This window comes from Falsiroseomonas sp. (assembly GCF_030695085.1).
Lineage (GTDB): Bacteria > Pseudomonadota > Alphaproteobacteria > Acetobacterales > Acetobacteraceae > Falsiroseomonas.
Window position 1 is genome coordinate 37,768 of the sequence record NZ_JAUYTS010000168.1, and the last position, 20,261, is coordinate 58,028.

General features: G+C 68.3%; 20 protein-coding genes. 9 read left to right on the top strand and 11 right to left on the bottom strand.

The window, feature by feature from the left end; translation table 11 throughout:
* The first annotated feature begins 1 nt into the window (after position 1).
* Together Q8S40_RS18595 and Q8S40_RS18600 are read left to right on the top strand one after the other, a co-directional pair.
* On the top strand, positions 2 to 1,645 hold the full coding sequence (locus Q8S40_RS18595; RefSeq protein ID WP_305671582.1) for an NAD(P)/FAD-dependent oxidoreductase: 1,644 nt from the start codon (positions 2 to 4) through the stop codon (positions 1,643 to 1,645).
* Complete coding sequence (locus tag Q8S40_RS18600) at positions 1,642 to 2,817, top strand: NAD(P)/FAD-dependent oxidoreductase (protein ID WP_305671583.1); 1,176 nt, start codon at positions 1,642 to 1,644, stop codon at positions 2,815 to 2,817. Before Q8S40_RS18595 ends, Q8S40_RS18600 begins: the two co-directional genes overlap by 4 nt.
* On the opposite strand, the gene Q8S40_RS18605 is transcribed toward Q8S40_RS18600, so the two are convergent.
* The 9 genes from Q8S40_RS18605 to Q8S40_RS18645 are packed head-to-tail and all read right to left on the bottom strand — an operon-like array spanning position 2,772 to position 8,768.
* Positions 2,772 to 3,233 (bottom strand): VOC family protein, encoded by a 462-nt coding sequence (locus Q8S40_RS18605; RefSeq protein WP_305671584.1) that lies wholly within the window; start codon positions 3,231 to 3,233, stop codon positions 2,772 to 2,774. The two genes, Q8S40_RS18600 and Q8S40_RS18605, sit on opposite strands and share 46 nt — an antisense overlap.
* Positions 3,233 to 3,793 (bottom strand): HupE/UreJ family protein, encoded by a 561-nt coding sequence (locus tag Q8S40_RS18610; RefSeq protein WP_305671585.1) that lies wholly within the window; start codon positions 3,791 to 3,793, stop codon positions 3,233 to 3,235. The genes Q8S40_RS18605 and Q8S40_RS18610 overlap by 1 nt, the downstream gene beginning before the upstream one ends.
* Positions 3,793 to 4,401 (bottom strand): urease accessory protein UreG, encoded by a 609-nt coding sequence (gene ureG / locus Q8S40_RS18615; RefSeq protein WP_305671586.1) that lies wholly within the window; start codon positions 4,399 to 4,401, stop codon positions 3,793 to 3,795. The genes Q8S40_RS18610 and ureG overlap by 1 nt, the downstream gene beginning before the upstream one ends.
* Complete coding sequence (locus Q8S40_RS18620; protein ID WP_305671587.1) at positions 4,398 to 5,093, bottom strand: urease accessory protein UreF; 696 nt, start codon at positions 5,091 to 5,093, stop codon at positions 4,398 to 4,400. The genes ureG and Q8S40_RS18620 overlap by 4 nt, the downstream gene beginning before the upstream one ends.
* Positions 5,077 to 5,577 carry an urease accessory protein UreE gene (locus Q8S40_RS18625; RefSeq protein WP_305671588.1) on the bottom strand — a complete coding sequence of 167 codons (501 nt, stop codon included), beginning with the start codon at positions 5,575 to 5,577 and terminating at the stop codon, positions 5,077 to 5,079. Before Q8S40_RS18625 ends, Q8S40_RS18620 begins: the two co-directional genes overlap by 17 nt.
* A gap of 9 nt (positions 5,578 to 5,586) precedes the next feature.
* Positions 5,587 to 7,296 carry an urease subunit alpha gene (gene ureC / locus Q8S40_RS18630; protein ID WP_305671589.1) on the bottom strand — a complete coding sequence of 570 codons (1,710 nt, stop codon included), beginning with the start codon at positions 7,294 to 7,296 and terminating at the stop codon, positions 5,587 to 5,589.
* Positions 7,296 to 7,601, bottom strand: coding sequence for an urease subunit beta (locus tag Q8S40_RS18635; RefSeq protein ID WP_305671590.1), 306 nt, complete (start codon positions 7,599 to 7,601; stop codon positions 7,296 to 7,298). The genes ureC and Q8S40_RS18635 overlap by 1 nt, the downstream gene beginning before the upstream one ends.
* Positions 7,598 to 7,900, bottom strand: coding sequence for an urease subunit gamma (locus Q8S40_RS18640; protein ID WP_305671591.1), 303 nt, complete (start codon positions 7,898 to 7,900; stop codon positions 7,598 to 7,600). The genes Q8S40_RS18635 and Q8S40_RS18640 overlap by 4 nt, the downstream gene beginning before the upstream one ends.
* Before the next feature lie 40 nt (positions 7,901 to 7,940).
* Entirely contained in the window at positions 7,941 to 8,768 is an 828-nt protein-coding gene (locus tag Q8S40_RS18645) for an urease accessory protein UreD (protein ID WP_305671592.1), read from the bottom strand.
* A 253-nt stretch (positions 8,769 to 9,021) separates the two neighbouring features.
* Here Q8S40_RS18645 and urtA point away from each other — a divergent pair, with 253 nt between their 5' ends.
* Genes urtA through urtE form a run of 5 tightly spaced genes read left to right on the top strand, consistent with a single transcriptional unit; the run spans position 9,022 to position 14,403 of the window.
* Positions 9,022 to 10,266, top strand: coding sequence for an urea ABC transporter substrate-binding protein (gene urtA, locus Q8S40_RS18650; protein WP_305671593.1), 1,245 nt, complete (start codon positions 9,022 to 9,024; stop codon positions 10,264 to 10,266).
* Positions 10,267 to 10,312: 46 nt separating this feature from the next.
* Positions 10,313 to 11,881: an urea ABC transporter permease subunit UrtB gene (gene urtB, locus Q8S40_RS18655; RefSeq protein ID WP_305671594.1), complete on the top strand. Its 1,569-nt coding sequence runs from the start codon at positions 10,313 to 10,315 to the stop codon at positions 11,879 to 11,881.
* Positions 11,878 to 12,972 carry an urea ABC transporter permease subunit UrtC gene (urtC, locus tag Q8S40_RS18660; protein WP_305671595.1) on the top strand — a complete coding sequence of 365 codons (1,095 nt, stop codon included), beginning with the start codon at positions 11,878 to 11,880 and terminating at the stop codon, positions 12,970 to 12,972. The genes urtB and urtC overlap by 4 nt, the downstream gene beginning before the upstream one ends.
* Complete coding sequence (gene urtD, locus Q8S40_RS18665; protein ID WP_305671596.1) at positions 12,969 to 13,709, top strand: urea ABC transporter ATP-binding protein UrtD; 741 nt, start codon at positions 12,969 to 12,971, stop codon at positions 13,707 to 13,709. The genes urtC and urtD overlap by 4 nt, the downstream gene beginning before the upstream one ends.
* Before the next feature lies 1 nt (position 13,710).
* Entirely contained in the window at positions 13,711 to 14,403 is a 693-nt protein-coding gene (gene urtE / locus Q8S40_RS18670; protein WP_305671597.1) for an urea ABC transporter ATP-binding subunit UrtE, read from the top strand.
* Between the two features lie 216 nt (positions 14,404 to 14,619).
* On the opposite strand, the gene Q8S40_RS18675 is transcribed toward urtE, so the two are convergent.
* Positions 14,620 to 15,735 carry a M20 family metallopeptidase gene (locus Q8S40_RS18675; protein WP_305671598.1) on the bottom strand — a complete coding sequence of 372 codons (1,116 nt, stop codon included), beginning with the start codon at positions 15,733 to 15,735 and terminating at the stop codon, positions 14,620 to 14,622.
* Positions 15,732 to 17,060, bottom strand: coding sequence for an MmgE/PrpD family protein (locus tag Q8S40_RS18680; protein ID WP_305671599.1), 1,329 nt, complete (start codon positions 17,058 to 17,060; stop codon positions 15,732 to 15,734). The genes Q8S40_RS18675 and Q8S40_RS18680 overlap by 4 nt, the downstream gene beginning before the upstream one ends.
* A 123-nt stretch (positions 17,061 to 17,183) precedes the next feature.
* On the opposite strand from Q8S40_RS18680, the gene Q8S40_RS18685 reads away from it, so the two are divergent.
* On the top strand, positions 17,184 to 18,590 hold the full coding sequence (locus tag Q8S40_RS18685; RefSeq protein ID WP_305671600.1) for a M20/M25/M40 family metallo-hydrolase: 1,407 nt from the start codon (positions 17,184 to 17,186) through the stop codon (positions 18,588 to 18,590).
* A 14-nt stretch (positions 18,591 to 18,604) separates the two neighbouring features.
* On the top strand, positions 18,605 to 20,254 hold the full coding sequence (locus tag Q8S40_RS18690; RefSeq protein WP_305671601.1) for a M28 family peptidase: 1,650 nt from the start codon (positions 18,605 to 18,607) through the stop codon (positions 20,252 to 20,254).
* Positions 20,255 to 20,261: the final 7 nt, after the last annotated feature.

Genomic DNA, 20,261 nt, shown 5'->3' on the forward strand with positions numbered 1-20,261 from the left:
CATGCTGCGGCTGACCGAATTGAAGCTGCCGCTGGACCACCCGGAAGGGGCGGTGCAGCAGGCACTTTGCGCAGCACTCGGGCTGCGGGCGGAGGCGGTGCGCGACATCACCATCGCCCGCCGCGCCTGGGATGCGCGCAAGCGGTCGGCCATCCTGCTGGTCTATTCGGTCGATTTTACCGTGGACGACGAAGCGGCACTGCTGCAGCGCGCGGCGGCGGACAAGGTGCTGGCCCGCACGCTGATCCGCACGCCGGATACCAGCTACCGCCCGGTGGCCCAGGCCCCTGCCCTCCTGCCGGCCCGCCCCGTGGTCATCGGCACCGGGCCGTGCGGCATCTTCGCCGCGCTGATCCTGGCCGAGATGGGCTTCCGGCCGATCATCCTGGACCGCGGCAAGGTGGTGCGGGAACGCACCAAGGACACCTGGGGCCTGTGGCGCCGCAACCAGCTGGTGCCGGAGAGCAATGTGCAGTTCGGCGAGGGCGGCGCCGGCACTTTTTCGGATGGCAAGCTCTGGTCCGGCATCAAGGATCCCCAGCATCTGGGCCGCAAGGTGCTGACCGAATTCGTGGCCGCCGGCGCGCCGGAGGAAATCCTCTACGTTGCCAAGCCCCACATCGGCACCTTCCGGCTGGTGACGATGGTGGAAAGCCTGCGCGCCAAGATCGAAGCGCTGGGTGGCGAATACCGCTTCGGCACCAAGGTGGTGGACTTCCTCGTGGAGACCGGGCGCGACGGCCAGCGCCGCATGTGCGGCGTGGTGACGGAAGCGGGCGAGACGATCGAGACGAACCATGTGGTGCTCGCCATCGGCCACTCCGCGCGCGACACGTTTTTCCAGTTGCAGGCGGCCGGCGTTTTTGTGGAGGCCAAGCCCTTCTCCATCGGCGTGCGGATCGAACATCCGCAATCCATCATCGACCGTGCCCGCTTTGGCGGCTTCGCGGGCAACCCGATCCTCGGCGCGGCGGACTACAAGCTGGTGCATCACTGCGCCAATGGCCGCTCCGTCTATTCATTCTGCATGTGCCCGGGCGGCACCGTGGTGGCGGCGGCGAGCGAGCCGGGGCGGCTGGTGACCAATGGGATGAGCCAGTATTCGCGGGCCGAGCGCAACGCCAATGCCGGCATCGTCGTTGGCATCACGCCAGAGGTGGACTACCCCGGCGACCCGCTGGCCGGCATCGCCCTGCAACGGCATTGGGAGGAACGCGCCTTCGTCGCCGGCGGCAGCAATTACTGCGCACCCGCGCAGCTTGTCGGCGACTTCCTGGCGGGCCGCGCCTCCACCGGGCTCGGCGCGGTGGTGCCCAGCTACAAGCCGGGCGTGACGCCGACCGACCTCGCCACCTGCCTGCCGGATTTCGCCGTCGCCGCGATGCGCGAAGCCCTGCCCGCCTTCGGCAAGCAGATCCGTGGCTTCGACATGGCGGAGGCGTTGATGACGGGGGTCGAGACGCGCACCTCCTCCCCCATCCGCATCCGCCGCGATGCCAGCTTCCGCAGCGTGAACACGCTCGGCCTGTACCCGGCGGGCGAAGGCGCGGGCTATGCGGGTGGCATCTTTTCCGCCGGCGTGGATGGCATCCGCGTGGCGGAGGCAGTGGGGCGCGATATGGCCGGGCTGGCGCAAGCGGCGTGACCCATTTCGATGTGGTGGTGCTGGGTGCCGGGGCGGCCGGGCTGTTCGCCGCAATGCGCGCCGGGCAGCGCGGGCGGCGCGTGCTGCTGCTGGACCATGCGGAGGCGGCGGGGAAGAAGATTCTCATCTCCGGCGGCGGGCGCTGCAATTTCACCAATACGGGCTGCATGCCGGATCGCTTCCTCTCGGCCAATCCGCATTTCGCGCGTTCGGCGCTGGCGCGCTACACGCAACACGATTTCATCGCGCTGGTTCGCAAGCACGGCATCCCCTTCCACGAGAAGACACTGGGGCAGTTGTTCTGCGATGGCTCCGCGCGCGCCATTGTCGCGATGCTGCTGGCGGAGTGTTCCGCGGCGAGCGTGGATCTTCGCCTGTCGCACCGCATCACCGAACTCACCCGCGACGACCGCTTCCGCATCGCGACCGACCGCGGCGGCTTCACGGCGGACAGCCTGGTGCTGGCCACCGGCGGCCTGTCCATCCCGAAGATGGGCGCCACCGGCTTCGCGCATGATGTGGCGCGCCGCTTCGGGCTGAAGCTGGTGGTGCCACGCCCCGGCCTGGTGCCGCTGACCTTCGGCGGTGACCTGCTGGCGCTGATGCAGCCGCTGTCCGGCGTCGCGCTGGAGGCCATCGCCAAGGCTGGCAAGGCGGCGTTTCGGGAGGCGCTGCTGTTCACCCATCGCGGCCTGTCCGGCCCCGCCATCCTCCAGGCCTCCTCCTACTGGCAGGAGGGCCAGGCGATCACGCTGGATCTGCTGCCGGAACGCGACGCCACCGCCCTGCTGCTGGCCGGCAAGCGGGCGCGGCCGAAGGCGGAACCCAAGACGATCCTCGGCGAATTCCTGCCGTCCCGCCTGGCGCAGGCCATGGCGGCACTGCATCTGCCGCCGCGCGTGATCGGCGAAGTGGGCGATGCGCCGCTGAAGGCGCTCGGCGCTCTGCTCAAGGCCTGGCGGCTGGAGCCCTCGGGCAGCGAGGGCTATGCGAAGGCGGAGGTGACGCTGGGCGGCATCGACACCGCCGGACTGTCATCGCAGACCATGATGGCGAAGGACGTGCCCGGCCTGTACGTCGTGGGGGAGGCGGTGGACGTGACCGGCTGGCTCGGCGGCTATAATTTTCAATGGGCCTGGTCGAGCGGCTGGGTCGCGGGCGAATCCGCCTGAAGCGCCGGGGTCTGAAGCGCCTGGGAGAAACGCAACAGGTAGCCATCCGGGTCCTGCACGATGAATTGCCGCACGCCGGTCTCGCCCTCGGCCACGCGGTACCATTTCTCCTCGACGTCCAGATATAGCGGCCAACCTGCCGCCTCCAGCCTCGCCAGGATCGGCGCGCAATCCGCCACGGAAATCTGCAAATTCATGCCTCGGCCGAAGGGGCGTTCCAGCTTGCCGGTGATCCAGCGGCGGCCGGGGCCGGCGGCTTCCTCCAGCATCACCTGGGCGCCGTCGCGGTCGAGATAGGCGAAGCGATCCTCCGGGCGGTCATAGGCGATGCGGAAACCGCAGAGATCGCACCAGAAGCGCAGGCTGGCCGCCAGTTCGGCGACCAGCAGCTCCGGAACCAGGATGGCCCGGTGCATCAGGCGATGGCCGCGACCACCAGCATCAGCGCCGCCATGGCGCCACCGGCGACCCGGACGACCATCTGGCTGGCGATGGCACGCGCACCGAACAGCCCCGCCGCATGCAGCGCCGCAGTGGCAAGGATGAAGCCCGCCACGTAGCCGAGCGCACCTGCCCCGGCCATTTCCGTGCCATGCGCGTGCCCGTGCAGCAGCCCGAAGACCGCCACCAGCGGTACCGCGACAGCCAGCGGGAAGCGCGCCGCGGCGGCAACCAGTGCGCCGAGGATGATGACGGATGCCAGGATGCCGGCCTCCACCATCGGCAGCCCGACGCCGCCCGCGCCGAGGCCGAAGCCCAGCACCATGGCGCCGAGAAAGCCCGCCGCCAGCGCCCAGCTGGCACGCCCTGCCAGCAGCCCGGCCCAGAGGCCGACGGCGACCATCGCCAGCACATGGTCCAGCCCGCCGATCGGGTGCAGGAAGCCGGTCAGGAAGCCATGCACATGCGCGCCGCCCTCATGCGCGAGGGCAGGCATCGGCGCGAGCAGTGCGGCCAGGGTGAGAAGACGGCGCATCAGGCAATACCTCCGGATTTCAGAATGAAGGACGCGATTTCGGAAACGCCCTTGTCTTCCTTGAGATTGGTGAAGATGAAAGGCCGCGCACCGCGCATCTTCTTCGCGTCGCGATCCATGACGGACAGATCGGCACCGACCAGCGGTGCCAGATCGGTCTTGTTGATGACCAGCAGGTCGGACCGCGTGATGCCAGGCCCACCCTTGCGCGGAATCTTGTCCCCGGCCGAGACATCGATGACGTAGATCGTCAGATCGGCCAGTTCCGGGCTGAAGGTCGCGGCCAGATTGTCGCCACCGGATTCGATGAACAGGATTTCCAGCGCCGGAAAGCGCGCGGACATTTCCGCCACGGCGGCGAGATTGATCGAGGCATCCTCCCGGATCGCCGTGTGCGGGCAGCCGCCGGTCTCCACCCCCATGATGCGCTCCGCGGCCAGGGCGCCGCTGCGGGTGAGGAATTCGGCATCCTCGCGCGTGTAGATGTCGTTGGTGATGGCGGCGATGTCGTGCGTATCGCGCATCGCCTTGCACAACCGGTCGACCAGCGCGGTCTTGCCGGAACCGACGGGGCCGCCGATGCCGACGCGGAAGGGGCCGTTACTCATGAGCGGAAAAGCCTCGTGTATTGCGTCTCGTGGCGCAGGGAGAACAGGTCGATGATCGGCGCGGCGCCACCGATCTCATCCGCATCGCGAATCGCTAGCGCGGCATCCGTCGCTTGCTGGATGGCGGGCAGCAGGGCGGCGGTGGCGATCTGGCCATCGGTCTGGCCGAGCGGCACCACGCGCACGCCGGCAGAGACCAGATTGGCGGCGAAGGCGGCGAGCCAGGCGAAGCAGGATTCCCGCAGCTGCATGGCGTGGAAGCCCGCAGCCGCACCGAAGGCCACGGCATGGGTCAGCCGCCCGGGATGGCGCGCGGTGAAGCCAGCGAATTCTGGCTGCGGCCAGGCGGCGTTGGTCGCCAGCGCGAAGGCGCCGCCGGGCTGGATGGCCTCCAGCGCCAGTTCCGCCGTGCCGCGCATGGCGGCCGCCAATTCCACCAGCCCGTCCAGCGCGGCATGGTCACGCGCCGTGGCCGCGCGCCAGGACAGCGCCAGCAGCCCGCCATCCACCGCACCCGCGCCATGCGCGAGCGCTGCCTCGGCATAGGCGACCAGGCCGGCGCGATTCGTCACCGCGCCCTCCTCCACCGCCATCTCCAGCCCATGGCTGTAGCTGAAGGCGCCGGTCGGATAGGCGGGGGAAAGCCAGGCCAGCAGCCGGGCGAGGTCGGCCAGATCAATGCTGGTGGTCATGGTCGTGGTGCGGATGCCCATGTGGGTGCCCCGGCAGGCGGTTGTGCTCGCCATAGGCCCCACCCTCCGGATTGAAGGGCGCGCGCACCTTGGCGAGCGTGGCGCCGAGGCCCTCCAGCATGCGGATGATGACGTGGTCGTGCCGGATCAGGATTCGGTCGCCATCGAGTTCCGTGGGCAGGTGACGATTGCCGAGATGCCAGGCGAGCCGCAGCAACTTCGCCGGGCTGTCCGCGGTGACGGAGACCAGATCCTCCGCCGCCGCGCGCAGGCGGATGAAGCCGCCGGCTTCCAGCTCCAGCCCATCGCCATCCCGCATCACCGTGGCTTCCGGCAGATCGAGCAGGAAGCTGCCGCCGCCATCGGTCAGGTAGACCTTGCGGCGGCGGAAGCGGTCGTCGAAATCGACCGTCACGATGTCCTTGGCCGCATCCTCCGGCCAGCTTCCGGCGGGGTGGACGGCGATGGCGCGGGCTTGTGGCATTGGGCTCTCTCAGAACAGGAAATAGCGCTGCGCCATCGGCAGCACGGTGGCAGGTTCGCAGATCAGAAGCTCGCCATCGGCGCGGACTTCGTAGGTCTCGGCATTCACCTCGATCTTCGGCAAGGCGTCGTTCAGCACCATGTCGCGCTTGCCGATGTTGCGCGTATTCGCCACCGCCAGCATCGGGCGTTGCAGGCCGAGGCGTTCGGCGATGCCGCCCTCAAGCGCCGCCTGGCTGGTGAAGGTGACGGAGGAGAGCGTATTGGCGCGACCATAGGCGCCGAACATCGGCCGGTAATGGATGGGCTGCGGCGTGGGGATGGAGGCGTTCGGATCACCCATCGGTGCCATGGCGATGCTGCCGCATTTCAGCACGTAGTCCGGCTTCACGCCGAAGAAGGCCGGCGACCACAGCACCAGATCCGCCAATTGCCCCACCGCGACGCTGCCGACATGCGTGGCGATACCCTGCGAGATGGCCGGGTTGATGGTGTATTTCGCGATGTAGCGTCGCACGCGCAGATTGTCGTTGTCGCCCGTCTCGCCCGGCAGCCTTCCGCGCTGCTGTTTCATCTTATGCGCGGTCTGCCAGGTGCGGAGAATCACCTCCCCCACCCTACCCATCGCCTGGCTGTCGGAGGACATCATGGAGATGGCGCCGAGATCGTGCAGGATATCCTCTGCCGCGATCGTCTCCTTGCGGATGCGGGATTCGGCGAAGGCGACGTCTTCCGGAATGCGCGGGTCGAGGTGATGGCACACCATGAGCATGTCGAGATGCTCATCCACCGTGTTGCGCGTATAGGGCATGGTGGGGTTGGTGGAAGACGGCAGGAAGTTCGGCTCGCCGATCACGCGCAGAATATCCGGCGCATGACCGCCACCTGCGCCTTCCGTGTGGAAGGCCTGGATTGCGCGGCCGCCGATGGCGCGGATCGTGTCCTCGACGAAGCCGCTTTCATTCAGCGTATCCGAGTGGATCGCCACCTGGATGTCGAACGCGTCCGCCACCTTCAGGCAGGTATCGATCGCCTTCGGCGTGGTGCCCCAATCCTCATGCAGCTTGAGGCCACAGGCACCGGCGCGAATCTGTTCCTCCAGCGCCGCCGGCAGCGCGGCATTGCCCTTGCCGAGGAAGCCGAGATTCATCGGAAAGGCTTCCGCCGCCTGCAGCATCCGCGCCAGGTGCCAGGGGCCTGGCGTGGCGGTGGTGGCCAGCGTGCCATGCGCGGGGCCGGTGCCGCCGCCGAACATGGTTGTGATGCCTGAGACCAGCGCTTCCTCGATCTGCTGCGGGCAGATGAAATGGATATGCGGATCGATGCCGCCCGCCGTCAGGATGCGCCCCTCGCCGGCCAGCACTTCGGTGCCCGGGCCGATGATGATGGTGACACCCGGCTGCGTATCCGGATTGCCGGCCTTGCCGATGCTGTGGATCAGCCCGTCCTTCAGGCCGACATCCGCCTTGTAGATGCCGCTGTGATCCACGATCAGCGCATTGGTGATGACGGTATCCACCGCGCCATTGGCGCGCGTGACCTGCGACTGACCCATGCCGTCACGGATCACCTTGCCGCCGCCGAACTTCACCTCCTCGCCATAGATGGTCAGGTCGCGCTCGACCTCGATGATCAGGTCGGTATCCGCCAGGCGCAGGCGGTCGCCGGTGGTCGGGCCGTACATGCCCGCATAGGCGCGGCGGGAGAGTTTTGCGGGCATCAGAGCTTCCCCTCCGTCTCGCCGCGGAAACCGTGCACGATGCGGGCGCCGGCATAGGGCACCAGCCGCACGCTGCGCGCCTGCCCCGGCTCGAACCGCACGGCGGTGCCGGCGGGGATATCCAGGCGCTGGCCATGCGCGGCCGCACGGTCGAAGCGCAGCGCCGGATTGGTCTCGGCGAAATGGTAGTGGCTGCCGACCTGGATCGGCCGGTCGCCGGTATTCGCCACCTCGATCTCCGTCACCGGGCGGCCGACATTCAACTCGATCTCACCCGCGGCGGGAAACAGCTCGCCCGGGATCATCGGATCGGCTCATGCACGGTGACGAGCTTGGTGCCGTCCGGGAAGGTCGCTTCGACCTGGATCTCGTGGATCATCTCGGCAATGCCCTCCATCACCTGCTCGCGGGTGACCACCGTGGCGCCGTCGCGCATCAGCTCCGCCACGCTGCGGCCGTCGCGGGCACCTTCCACCACGTAATCGGTGATCAGGGCCACCGCCTCCGGATGGTTCAGCTTCACACCACGCTCCAGCCGCCGGCGGGCGACGATGGCCGCCATGGCGACCAGCAGCTTGTCCTTCTCACGCGGCATCAGGTTCATGCGTCACCTCCGGATCGAGCCAAGCATGGCGCATGCCACCTCATCCGCGCCAGAGCCGCGGCAGCTTCGGCGGCAGGCCCAGCGCGGCCTCGCGCAACGCCATGATGGCCGCGCCGAGCCCGGCGCGCACCGCCCCGGCCTCCCCCAGCCAGCGTGCCAGCAGAAGCCCCGGCGCGACCAGCCCGGCCCCGCCCTGCGCCAACTCCCGCGCCAGGTCGCGATGCGCGGCGGCCTCCGGCAGGGCGAGCACCAGCGTGGCCATGGCGCCTGCGCCATCCAGCGTGAAGCGGTGGTTTAGGGCGTCCGGGTCCAGCCGTAGCGCATCCACCCACCGCAGGCGGCCGTCGCGGGTGATGCGCCAGCGGTCCTGCAGCGCGCCATGGGCGAAGACCTCGCCCCGCGCGGCGCGGCCGAATACCAGCATCTCCGCCGCCAGTAGCCGCGCATCCGGCGCCAGCGCGATATCCAGGCGCCGGCGCAGCCTCGCGCCATCGAACAGGATCGTCTCCTGCGGCAGCCACTCGCAGGTGGAATTCGCGCCAAGCGTGATATGCGCGGAGATTTCCGTCTCCGGCCCCAGGCTGCGATAGATCTTCTCGGCGGCCGGCGTAGTTGCGGCGAAGCGCGCCGCGGCGCCGAGTGTGATGACGGATTGCAGCGCATCGCCGCCCGCCAGCCCACCCGCGACATTGACCAGCGCCGCCTGCTTCGGCTCATCCGGGTCAGCGTCCGGGAACAGCACGCGCAGCGGCGCGGATTGGAAGAGATGCGCGATTCGCGCGCCACCTGGCGCGGCAACCAGGCCGAGTTCGGCACGCCCATGGGCGCGCTGGTGGTGGGGCGCGGGCGCCGCTTCGCTGCACATCATGCCGAGCATGCCATGGTGAACACAGAACGACCAGAGACGGCGCAGCTGCCCAATTCGCAAGCGTCGTACGCGCCACGAATGCAGTGATCGCCCATTTCGGCGGCATCGGCGCGGAATTCGTTACTCGGAAGTGACAGATGGGCGCGGCAGGATCGTATGCGATGGCTGTGGCACGCATCTCGCAAAGCCAGGGCTTCGGGAGGCGACGGCGGCGCTGTCGCCGAGGCGCTGAATCCCGTGGAGGCTTCAAAACATGATCCATCGCATGCCCATCACGCGGCGCGCCGCGCTCGCCGGCCTCGGCAGCGTGCTTGCCGCGCCCGCCATCCGCCCATCCTTCGCGCAGGCCGCCCCGATTCGCGTCGGCGTGCTGCACTCGCTGTCCGGCACCATGGCGATCAGCGAAACCGCGCTGCGCGACACCGTGCTGATGATGGTGGAAGCGCAGAACGCCGCAGGCGGCATCCTCGGCCGCCGGCTTGAGGCCGTGGTGGTGGACCCGGCCTCCAACTGGCCGCTGTTTGCGGAGAAGGCGCGGGAACTGCTCGCCGTCTCCCGCGTCGATGTCACCTTCGGCTGCTGGACCAGCGTGTCCCGCAAATCCGTGCTGCCGGTGTTCGAGGAGCTGAACGGCCTGCTGTTCTATCCCGTGCAATATGAGGGTGAGGAAGAGAGCAAAAACATCTTCTACACTGGCGCCGCGCCGAACCAGCAGGCGATCCCGGCCGTCGAATACCTGATGAGCGCCGATGGCGGCGAGGCCAAGCGCATCGCGCTGCTCGGCACGGATTATGTGTATCCGCGTACCACCAACCGCATCCTGCGCGCCTTCCTGAACAGCAAGGGCATCGCCGATGCCGACATCATGGAGGAATATACCCCTTTCGGACACAGCGACTGGCAGGGCATCGTCAGCCGCGTGAAGCGCTTCGCCGGCGAGGGCAAGCGCACCGCCATCGTCTCCACCATCAATGGCGACGCCAACGTGCCGTTCTACCGTGAACTGGGCAACCAGGGCATCAAGGCGGAAGACATTCCCTCCGTCGCCTTCAGCGTCGGTGAGGAGGAGCTCGCCGGCATCGATGCGCGACCGCTCGTCGGCCATCTGGCGGCGTGGAACTACTTCATGTCCGTCGACAGCCCGGCCAACACGCAGTTCAAGGCGATGTGGCAGAGCTACATCAAGAACCCGCGCCGCGTCACCAATGACCCGATGGAGGCCACCTTCGTCGGCTTCAAGATGTGGGCGCAGGCCGTCGCCAAGGCCGGCACCACCGCGGTGGATCCGGTGCGCACGGCGATCATCGGCCAGAAGGTGGACGCGCCCTGCGGCTACACGCTGGAAATGCACGCCAACCACCATCTGTCGAAGCCGGTGATGATCGGTGAGATCGAGGCGAACGGGCAGTTCAACATCGTCTGGAAGACGCCGAACGCAATCCCGGCCGAGAACTGGTCACCCTTCATCCCGGAGAACGCCAACCGGCGCCGCGGCTGAGGGAGCGGGACGGGGCGGCTTTGTGCCGCCCCTGTCCACATCGCGCATGAAGCATTCCGTCCTCATCTTCCTGATGGTGCTTGCCCTGGCGCTGCCGGCGCGCGCGCAGGACGCCTTCACCGCCGGCCTCACCGGGCTCGGTACCAGCTTCAACCAGACTGCGGAAGCGGTGGACCGGCTCGGCGCCAGTGGCGACCCGCGCGCCCTGCCCCTGCTCCGCGCGCTGGCCGATGGAAGGCTGCTGCGCCAGGCGGATGGCGCGCTGTTGATCCGTGACGGGGCCGGCGCCATCGATGCCATGAGCGGCGCCAGGGCGGAGGCTGGCGGCGCGGAGCCGGTGCGGCTGAACAACCGCGTACGCGTCGCGCTGCGGGGCGCCTTGGGACGGTTGCAACTGCTCTCGCCCGACCAGGCCGAGCGCCAGGCGGCGGCAGAGGCCGTGTTCCGCAGCCGATCGGCCGAGAATGTGCCGCTGCTGGAGGCCGCGTTGGCGCGCGAGACGGTGCCGGCCATTCGCGCGCGCATGGCGCTGGCGCTGGCCGCGTCGCGGCTGATGGCGAGCGATGCGGCGGACAAGCTGCTCGGCGTCACCGCGCTCGGCGCCACGGCGTCGCCGGAGGCGCGCGCGGTGCTGCTGGAATTCCGCAGCGCCAATCCGGATATCGCCCCGCAGATCGATGAGGCCGTCGTGGCGATCGACCAGCGCCTGGCGCTGCGCCGTGCGGCGGAGACGCTGTTCCAGGGGCTGTCGCTCGGCTCCGTGCTGCTGCTGGCAGCACTCGGCCTCGCGGTGACCTTTGGCGTGATGGGCGTGATCAACATGGCGCATGGTGAGTTCGTCATGCTCGGCGCCTACACCACCTTCGTCGTGCAGGAGGCGCTGCGCGACATCCCCGCCCTGCAACCCTGGTCGCTGCCGCTGGCGGTGCCGGCCGCCTTCCTGATCACCGCGGCCTGCGGCGCGGCGATGGAACGCGGGCTGATCCGCCACCTCTACGGTCGGCCGCTGGAGACGCTGCTGATGACCTTCGGCGTCGGCATGATGATCCAGCAGGCGGTGCGCCTGGCCTTCGGCGCGCAGAACCGCGAGATCATCAGCCCGTCCTGGATGCAGGGCACGCTGATGCTGCCGGGGGATATCGCGGTGACGCAGAACCGGCTGTGGATCCTGGCCTTCTCGCTGGTCGTGCTCGCCCTGACGGTTGCCGCCATTCGTTTCACCCGCTTCGGGCTGGAGATGCGCGCGGTAACCCAGAAGCGCGCCATCGCGGCGTCCATGGGCATTCGCACCGGGCGGGTGGATGCGCTGACCTTCGCCTTCGGCTCGGGCATCGCCGGCATCGCAGGCGTGGCGCTGAGCCAGATCGACAATGTCTCCCCCAATCTCGGCACCGGCTACATCATCGACAGCTTTCTCGTTGTGGTCTTTGGCGGCGTGGGGTCGTTGGCGGGCACGCTGGTGGGGGCCTTCGGGCTCGGCATCATCAACAAGGTGCTTGAGCCCTGGGCCGGTGCCGTGCTGGCCAAGGTGTTCGTGCTGGTGGCGGTGATGCTGTTCATCCAGCGCAAGCCGCGCGGCCTGTTCGCGCAGAAGGGAAGGGCGGCGGAGGCATGAGCCTGGCGGTATCCACCCCCTCCTCGCCCACGCGGCTGCGGCTTGGGCTGCGGGCGGGGCTGGTGATCTTTGTGCTGCTGCTCGGCATCATGCCGCTGCTGAACCTGCTGCCGGTCAGCCACCCGCTGCATGTTTCCGACTTCCTCGTCTCCATCACCGGCAAATGGATCTGCTACGCCATCCTGGCGCTGTCGCTGGACCTGGCCTGGGGCTATGCGGGCATTCTCTCGCTTGGCCATGGCGCCTTCTTCGCGCTGGGCGGCTATGCCATGGGCATGCATCTGATGCGGCTGATCGGGCCGCGCGGTGTCTATGGCCATCCGGTGCTGCCGGATTTCATGGTGTTCCTCGGCTACCAGGAACTGCCCTGGTACTGGCTGGGCTTCGACAGTTTCCCCTTCGCCATGCTGATGGTGCTGCTGGTGCCGGGGCTGCTGGCGCTGGTGGTGGGTTTCCTGTCCTTCCGCAGCCGCATCACCGGCGTGTACCTTTCCATCCTGACGCAGGCGATGACCTTCGCGCTGATGCTGGCCTTCTTCCGCAATGATATGGGCCTCGGCGGCAATAACGGCTTCACCGACTTCAAGGAGCTGCTGGGCTTCTCGCTGAATACTTCCGGCGCCCGGGCCGGGCTGTTCTATGCTTCGCTGATCGCGCTGGTGCTGTCGTTCCTGATCTGCCAACGGCTGACACGCAGCAAGTACGGGCGCGTGCTGACGGCGATCCGCGATGCCGAAAGCCGCGTGCGTTTCCTGGGCTATGACACCACCAGCCATAAGCTGTTCGCCTTCGTGCTCTCCGCCATGCTCGCGGGCGTGGCCGGCGCGCTGTACGTGCCACAGGTCGGCATCATTAACCCGGGCGAGTTCAGCCCGGCCAATTCGATCGAGGCGGTGATCTGGGTGGCAGTGGGTGGGCGCGGCACGCTGGTGGGCGCGGTGCTTGGCGCCTTCACTGTCAACGGGCTGAAGACCTGGCTGACCAGCGCGGCGCCAGACCTGTGGCTGTTCGTGCTGGGCGGGTTGTTCGTCGCGGTGACACTGTTCCTGCCGAAGGGACTGATCGGGCTGATGAAGGGTCGCGGCCGATGAGCAAGGGCCGCCGCCTTTACCTCGACGGCGTCTCGGTCGTCTTCGACGGCTTCCGGGCGCTGAACAATCTTTCGCTGATTGTGGAGCCGGGCGAACTTCGCTCCGTCATCGGCCCCAACGGCGCCGGCAAGACGACGATGATGGACGTCATCACCGGCAAGACCCGCCCCACTGGCGGCAAGGTGCTGTTCGGCGAGACCGACCTGACGCGCATGGATGAGGCCGGCATCGCCAATCTCGGCATCGGCCGCAAGTTCCAGAAACCCACCATGTTCGATGCGCTGACGGTGTTCGAGAATCTGGAACTCGCCCTGAAGGCGCCGCGCGGCCCCATCGCCTGCCTGCGCTGGAAGCTGACGGGCGAGGCGCGGACCCGGATCGAGACCACCATGGCCGAGATCGGGCTGACCGAACGCGCGCAGGACCTGGCCGGCATCCTCAGCCACGGCCAACGGCAATGGCTGGAGATCGGCATGCTGCTGATGCAGGACCCGGAACTGCTGCTGGTGGATGAACCCGTGGCCGGCATGACCGATTCGGAAACCGAGCACACCGCTGCCCTACTGGTCCGCATCGCCGGCCGCCGCAGCGTGGTGGTGGTGGAGCACGACCTGGAATTCGTCCGCGCCCTCGGCCGCCGCGTCACCGTGCTGTGCGACGGCAGCGTGCTGTCGGAGGGCTCGATCGACCATGTGCAGAACGACCAGCGCGTGATCGAAGTGTATCTGGGGCGATGAGATGCTGACCGTATCCGCGATCGACCTGTCCTCCGGCGCCAGCCTGTGCCTGCGCGGCGTGTCGCTGGAGGCGGCGCCGGGCAAGGTCACAGCGGTGCTGGGGCGCAACGGCGTCGGCAAATCCTCGCTGCTGCGTGCCATCATGGGGCTGGAGAAGGTGCGCGTGGGGACCATCACCTGGGAAGGCCGTGACGTGACACGGCTCGCACCAGCGGAACGCGCCCGCGCCGGCATCGGTTATGTGCCGCAGGGGCGCGAGATTTTTCCATTCCTCACCGTGCAGGAGAATCTCGAAACCGCGCTCGCCGCGGCACCGCGCGGGTCCGGCGTGGATTCGGAAGTGTTCGACCTGTTCCCCATCCTGCGCCAGTTCCTGCGCCGGCGCGGCGGCGATCTCTCGGGCGGGCAGCAGCAGCAACTGGCGATCGGCCGCGCGCTGTGTGCCCGGCCGCGGCTGCTGATCCTCGATGAGCCGACGGAGGGGATCCAGCCCTCCGTCATCAAGGATATCGCCCGCGTCATCCGCCATTTGGCGAAGGATCGTGGCATGGCCGTGATCCTGGTGGAGCAATACTACGATTTCGCCCGGGAGCTGGCTGATTCGATTGCGGTGATGGTGCGCGGCGAGGTGGCACTGGCCGGCGCGGCCGGCACGCTCGATGAGGGCGCCGTGCGGAAGCTGCTCACCGTCTGAGCGCCAGAAGCCCCCTGCAGTCACGGGCACAACGGAAACCGCACCGGCTGGCACTGCCGAAATCCCGGCCCGTCCGCAGCCGGTTGAAACCATGTCCTTCGACCTGGCCGCCACCACGCGTAACCTGTTCGCAAGCGGCCTGCCGCGCCGGCATGGTTCGCTGCGCGCCTACGGAATGGTGCAGGTGGAGATCGACCCGCCGCCGTCCGCGGCAGATCAGCTAAGCGTCTCCATCAACCGGCGAAGCAGTTCCGCGCGCGGTACCAGGCTGTCCAGGTAGATCTGTTCGAAATCCGTATGCCCACCCTTGCCGTCGGCGCCCAGCCCATCGAGCACCGGCGCCAGATCAGCGCAGAAATTGCCGTCGCTTCCACCGCCGGTCTTCAGGTCCTGCAGATCGAAGCCGATTTCCGCTGCCAGCTTCCGCGCATGGTCGAACAGCGCGGCGATCTCCGGCGTCTTCTCATAGGGCGGGCGATTGAGGCCACCGGTGATGGTCATTGTCACATCGGGGCCGTGCGGCGCCAGTGCTCGCACTTTGGCCAGCATCTCCGCCGCAATGGCCGGGGTCGGCAGACGCATGTCGATGGCGGCGCGGGCTTCTTCCGCCACCACATTCGCCCGCGTTCCGCCGGTGATCGTGCCGACATTCACCGTGATGCCGCGTTCGTAATCGGTCATGCCGTGCAGCGCTATGATCTGATGCGCCAGTTCGCCGATGGCGGAACGCCCATCCTGATGGCGGCTGCCGGAATGCGCGGCGCGGCCCTTCATCATCAGGTCGAACCGCGCGGCGCCCTTGCGTGCCGTGACGATCTTGCCGCCCTCCCGCGCCGGCTCCGTCACCAGCACGTACTTCGCGCGACCACCAAGCTCGCGAATCAAATCCTTGCTGGTGGGGCTGCCGACCTCCTCATCCGAATTGAACAGATAGGTAATGGGCAGCGGCGTCGGCGTGTTGGCGCGCAGGAAGGTCAGGAACGCCTCGAAGGCGAGGCGCGCGCCGGCCTTCATGTCATAGATGCCGGGACCATGGGCGATGCGGTCCTGCACCCGGAAGGGCATGCGCGCCAGCATGCCCATCGGGTGCACCGTATCCAGATGCGACAGGACGAGAATGCCCGGCGCATCGCCACCCCAGGGTGAGCGCAGCAGCAGATGATCGCCCATGCCGTCGCGGCCCGGAATGATCTCGGTCCGCGCCCCGGCCTCACCCGCTTCCGCCGCCACCTTCGCCATCAGCGCGGAAATCGCCTCCGGCGCATCGGTCGGTGTCTCATGTTCCACCCAGGGGCGGATGCCGGCGAGCAGGGTTTCGGTGGTGAATTTCATGCGGAGGGCACCAGTCTGGAGACAAGGGTTGGGGCATCGGCGGCCTGCGCGATGGCGGCCAGGGCGGCATCCGTCCCGGGCGTGCTCAGCACGCGCGCCGCGCAGTCGCGGAATTTCTGTTCATGTTCCGCCTCGCTCATCGGGTTGCCCGGGGCACCACGGCGAAGGCTGCGGATTTCGGTACGGCTGCTGCCATCTGTCAGATGCAGGGTCACGCGGGTGGCGGGCCGCGGCATCGCATCGGGCAGGGCCAGCATGGTGATGCGCGGCATCAGCGCGCGGATGTCGGGGCGATGGATTGCCTCACCCTCGAAATCCGCCAGCGCCACCTGGCCCTGCAGCGCCGCGGCGGCCAGACAGTATTGCATGCTGAACCGCGCCTCCATGCCGCTGCGCGGATTCTCATGCACCAGGTTGCCGGCAAGCACTGCGGGCAGCGCCGTCTCGATCCGCGCGATGCGGTCCGCCGGTATGCGCAAAGCCAGCAGCGCATCCAGCGAGAGATGCGTGGCGGCGCAGGTAGGATAGGCCTTGTAGCTGATGCCCACGGCTTCGATGGCCAGCGGCGCCGTCTCGCCGGGCGGCTCCATCGTCCCCTCCGGGGTGGCGCCACCGGCGAACATCTCGGCGAAACGCCAGCGACCCTCCAGCGCCTCATCCGTGCCGCCGACGCCCTGTTCCGCCAGGCTCGCCGCCAGCAGACCGCTTTTCGCCGCCAGGCCAGCATGCACGGATTTCGCCATGGCGCCGAGTTGCATGCGGCTGCCGCTCGCCATGCTGGTGGCGAGGCTCAGCGCATCCCGCGCCTGCACCGCATCCAGCCGCAACAGGCGTGCGCAAGCGGCGGCCGCACCGATGGCGCCGATGGTGGAGGTGGCGTGCCAACCGAGCGCGTAGTGACGCGGATTAACGCCGCGGCCAATGCAGGCCATCACCTCCAGCCCGACCACCAGCGCATCCAGCAGCCCCGCGCCATCGGCGCCGCGTTCCTCACCCAGCGCCAGAATGGCGGGCACCAGCACGGCGGTGGCGTGGCCGGCGAGCGGATCGAAGGTGTCGTCATAATCCAGCACATGCGCCGCCGCGCCATTCACCAGCGCCGCCCAGGGTGCGGCGAGCGCCTGCCCCGTGCCGACCACGCGCGACACGCCACCACCCCAGCGCGCCACGGCGGCTGCGGTCCGGCGCGGCGTTTCCTCGACCGATCCGGCCAGCATCACGCCGATGGCATCGCGCAGCCCCTGCATGGCCAGCGGTGCCACCGCCGCGGTGCGGGCACGCGGATGATCCGCAATCCATTCCGCGATGCGTTGCGATGCCGCCATGCCTGCCGGTTCCCGTTGATCTGGCAAGCGTCGCGCCGGAGCCTTAGTCGTGCAAGCCCCGCATCTTCACGCCGCCGGCAAAGCCGTGCGAAGCTCGGCGCAGATGGCGGGAAGGAATACGGCATGGCGGGCTCTCGGGCTGGGGCGATCGCGCGCGCGGAACGCTGCTTTGACGATGGCGCATATCTCGAGGCGCTGCGGAAGCTGGTGGCGGTACCGACGGAAAGCCAGTTGCCGGACAGCCTTCCGGCGCTGACGCGCTATTGCACCGAGACGATGCCCGCCCTGATGCGCGACATGCCCTTCGAGCAGATGGTGCTGGACAATCCCCGCAGTGGACGTGGCCCGGTCTTCCTGGCAACGCGCATCGAGGACCCGGCGCTGCCAACCGTGCTGGTCTACGGCCATGGCGATGTGGTGCGCGGCCTGGCGCCGAAATGGAGCGAAGGCCTCGACCCCTGGCAGGTCACGCCGCGCGGCGAGAAATGGTACGGGCGCGGCACGGTCGACAACAAGGGCCAGCACCTGATCGCCATCGAGGCTTTGCGTGCCGTGCTGGCGGAGCGTGGCGGACGCCTCGGCTTCAACGCCAAGGTGCTGGTCGAAACCGGGGAGGAACAGGGCTCCCCCGGCCTGCGCGACCTGCTGCGGGCAGAGAAGGACCGGCTGGCGGCGGATGTGTTCATCGGGCTGGACGGGCCGCGGCAGACCACCTTCATGCCGGAAATGAAGCTCGGCGCGCGCGGCGGCGTGGCCTTCGACCTGGTGGTGCGGCTGCGCGACCACGCGCATCATTCCGGCCATTGGGGCGGCGTGCTGACGGACCCCGGCTTCGTGCTGGCACATGCGCTGGCCAGCATCACCGACCGCAACGGCCGCATCCTGGTGGAAGGCTGGACGCCCGCCGCGATGCCGGCCTCTGTCAAGCGCGCCATCGGCGATCTGGTCTTCGAGGACATCCCCGGCCTGCCCGATGGCGATCCCGGCTGGGGCGAGCCCGGGCTGACCAAGGCCGAAAAGATCTTTGGCTGGACCAGCGTGATCGTGCTGGCACAGCTCACCGGTCACCCGGATGCGCCGACCAATGCTGTGCAGGGCGAGTCCCGCGCGCGGCTTCAGGTGCGGCACACGGCGGATATCCCCGGCGCCGACTTCGTCCCCGCGCTGCGCCGGCACCTGGATGCCAAGGGCTTCCCGGAAGTCGAGATCGTGCCGATGATGGAGCGGGACATGTTCGGCGCCTCGCGCACCGACCCCGATGATCCCTGGGTGGCGATGGTCGCGGGTTCGATGCGGCGCACCACCAACCGGGCGCCGAACATCATCCCGAACTCCTCCGGCTCCAACCCCTCCGACATGTTCCTGGAGGAACTCGGCACGCCGGTGATCTGGATTCCGAACAGCTATGCCGGCTGCAACCAGCACGGCCCGGACGAACACGCGCTGGCGCCGCTGCTGCGGGAAGGGCTGGGCCTGATGGCCGGCATCTGGTGGGACATTGGCGAAGGCCAGGTGCCGGCTCGCCGGTGAAGGAGGAAACGCGGATGCAGGATGCTGTCAGCGGCCCGGAGATGATGGCCAATCTGCGCGAGATCGCGCGCTGGATGAAGCTGAGCGGGGAGAAGGATGAGCTGGAGTCGATCCGCTTCCTCGAAACCCGCATGCGCGACTATGGCTTCCGCACGCAGCTTCTGTTGCACGACGCCTATATCAGCCTGCCCGGCAAGGCGCAGGTGCTCGTCGATGGCAAGGCGATAGGCTGTATCACGCAATCCTTCTCCTGCCCCGGCACCATCTCCGGCGTGCCGGTCTATCTCGGTCATGGCACGGATGCGGATTTCGCCGGGTGCAGCCTGGCGGGGCGCATCGTGCTCTGCGAGGGCATGGCAACGCCCGCTGTGGCACGGCGCGCCGCCCGTGCCGGTGCCGCCGGGCAACTCCATATCTCCCATCATGAACACATCCACGAGATGTGCATCTCCCCGGTCTGGGGCAGCCCCGGCACCAGCACGCGGGATGAGCTGCCCACCACCATCGTCTGCAGCGTGAACAATGCCGATGGCAGCGCGATCCGCGATGCGCTGGCCGCTGGCGGCGAGCCTGTGGTGACGCTGGAGGCGGAGGTGGATACCGGCTGGCGCAAGACGCCGATCCTGGTCGCGGAACTTGGTGAACCGGACGCGCCCTTCATCCTGATGTCGGGCCACCAGGACACCTGGTATTACGGCGTGATGGATAACGGCTCCGCCAATGCCGGCATGATGGAGGCGGCGCGGATCTGCGCGCAGCAGCAGGCGAAATGGCAGCGCGGGCTGCGCGTGTGTTTCTGGTCCGGCCATTCGCATGGCCGTTACTCCAGCTCCGCCTGGTATGCCGATACGCATTGGGACGAGCTGGACCGCCTCTGTGCCGCGCATGTGAATGTGGACAGCCTCGGCGGTGTCGGCGCCACGGTGCTGGAGAATGCGGCCGCGATGACGGAGCTGCGGCATCTGGCGGCGGAAGCGGTGCAGGCGCAGACCAACCAGACCTACAAGGGCAAGCGCAAGGCACGCAACAGCGACGAGAGCTTCGTCGGCATCGGCATTCCTTCCATGCTGGGCTCGATCAGCGAACAGCCGGCCAAGCACGAACAGGCGCGCAATGCGCTGGGCTGGTGGTGGCACACGCCGCACGACCTGCTGGACAAGATCGACGAGGCCAATCTGGTGCGCGACACGCGCGTGCTGACGCAGGTGGTGTGGAAGCTGCTGGCGGAGCCGGTCGTGCCGCTGGACCATGCGGCGACGGCAGACGCCTTGCTGAAGGAACTGGCGCCGCTGGCGCAGAAGCTGGATGGGCGGTTCGATCTTGGCGGGCTGGTGGCGGCGGCAACGCGGCTGCGCGACAGCGCCGCCAATCTTCCCGGCCGCCCCGCAAAGGATGCGGCGGCCGCGAGTGCGGCGCTGATGCGTGCGTCCCGCGCGCTGGTGCCGGTGGACTACACGCCCGGCGACCGCTTCGGCCATGCCGCCGCGCTGCCCCTGCCCGCCTGGGCGACCCTGCAGCCGGTACGCGACCTGGCCGCCACGGCGCCCGGCAGCGACGCCGCGAAATTCGCCACCGTGGACGCGCAACGCGCCCGGAACCGCCTGGCCCATGCGCTGCGTGAGGCCCAGGCCGCCATCGACGACGCCGCCGCGGCACTGAACTGAAGGAAAT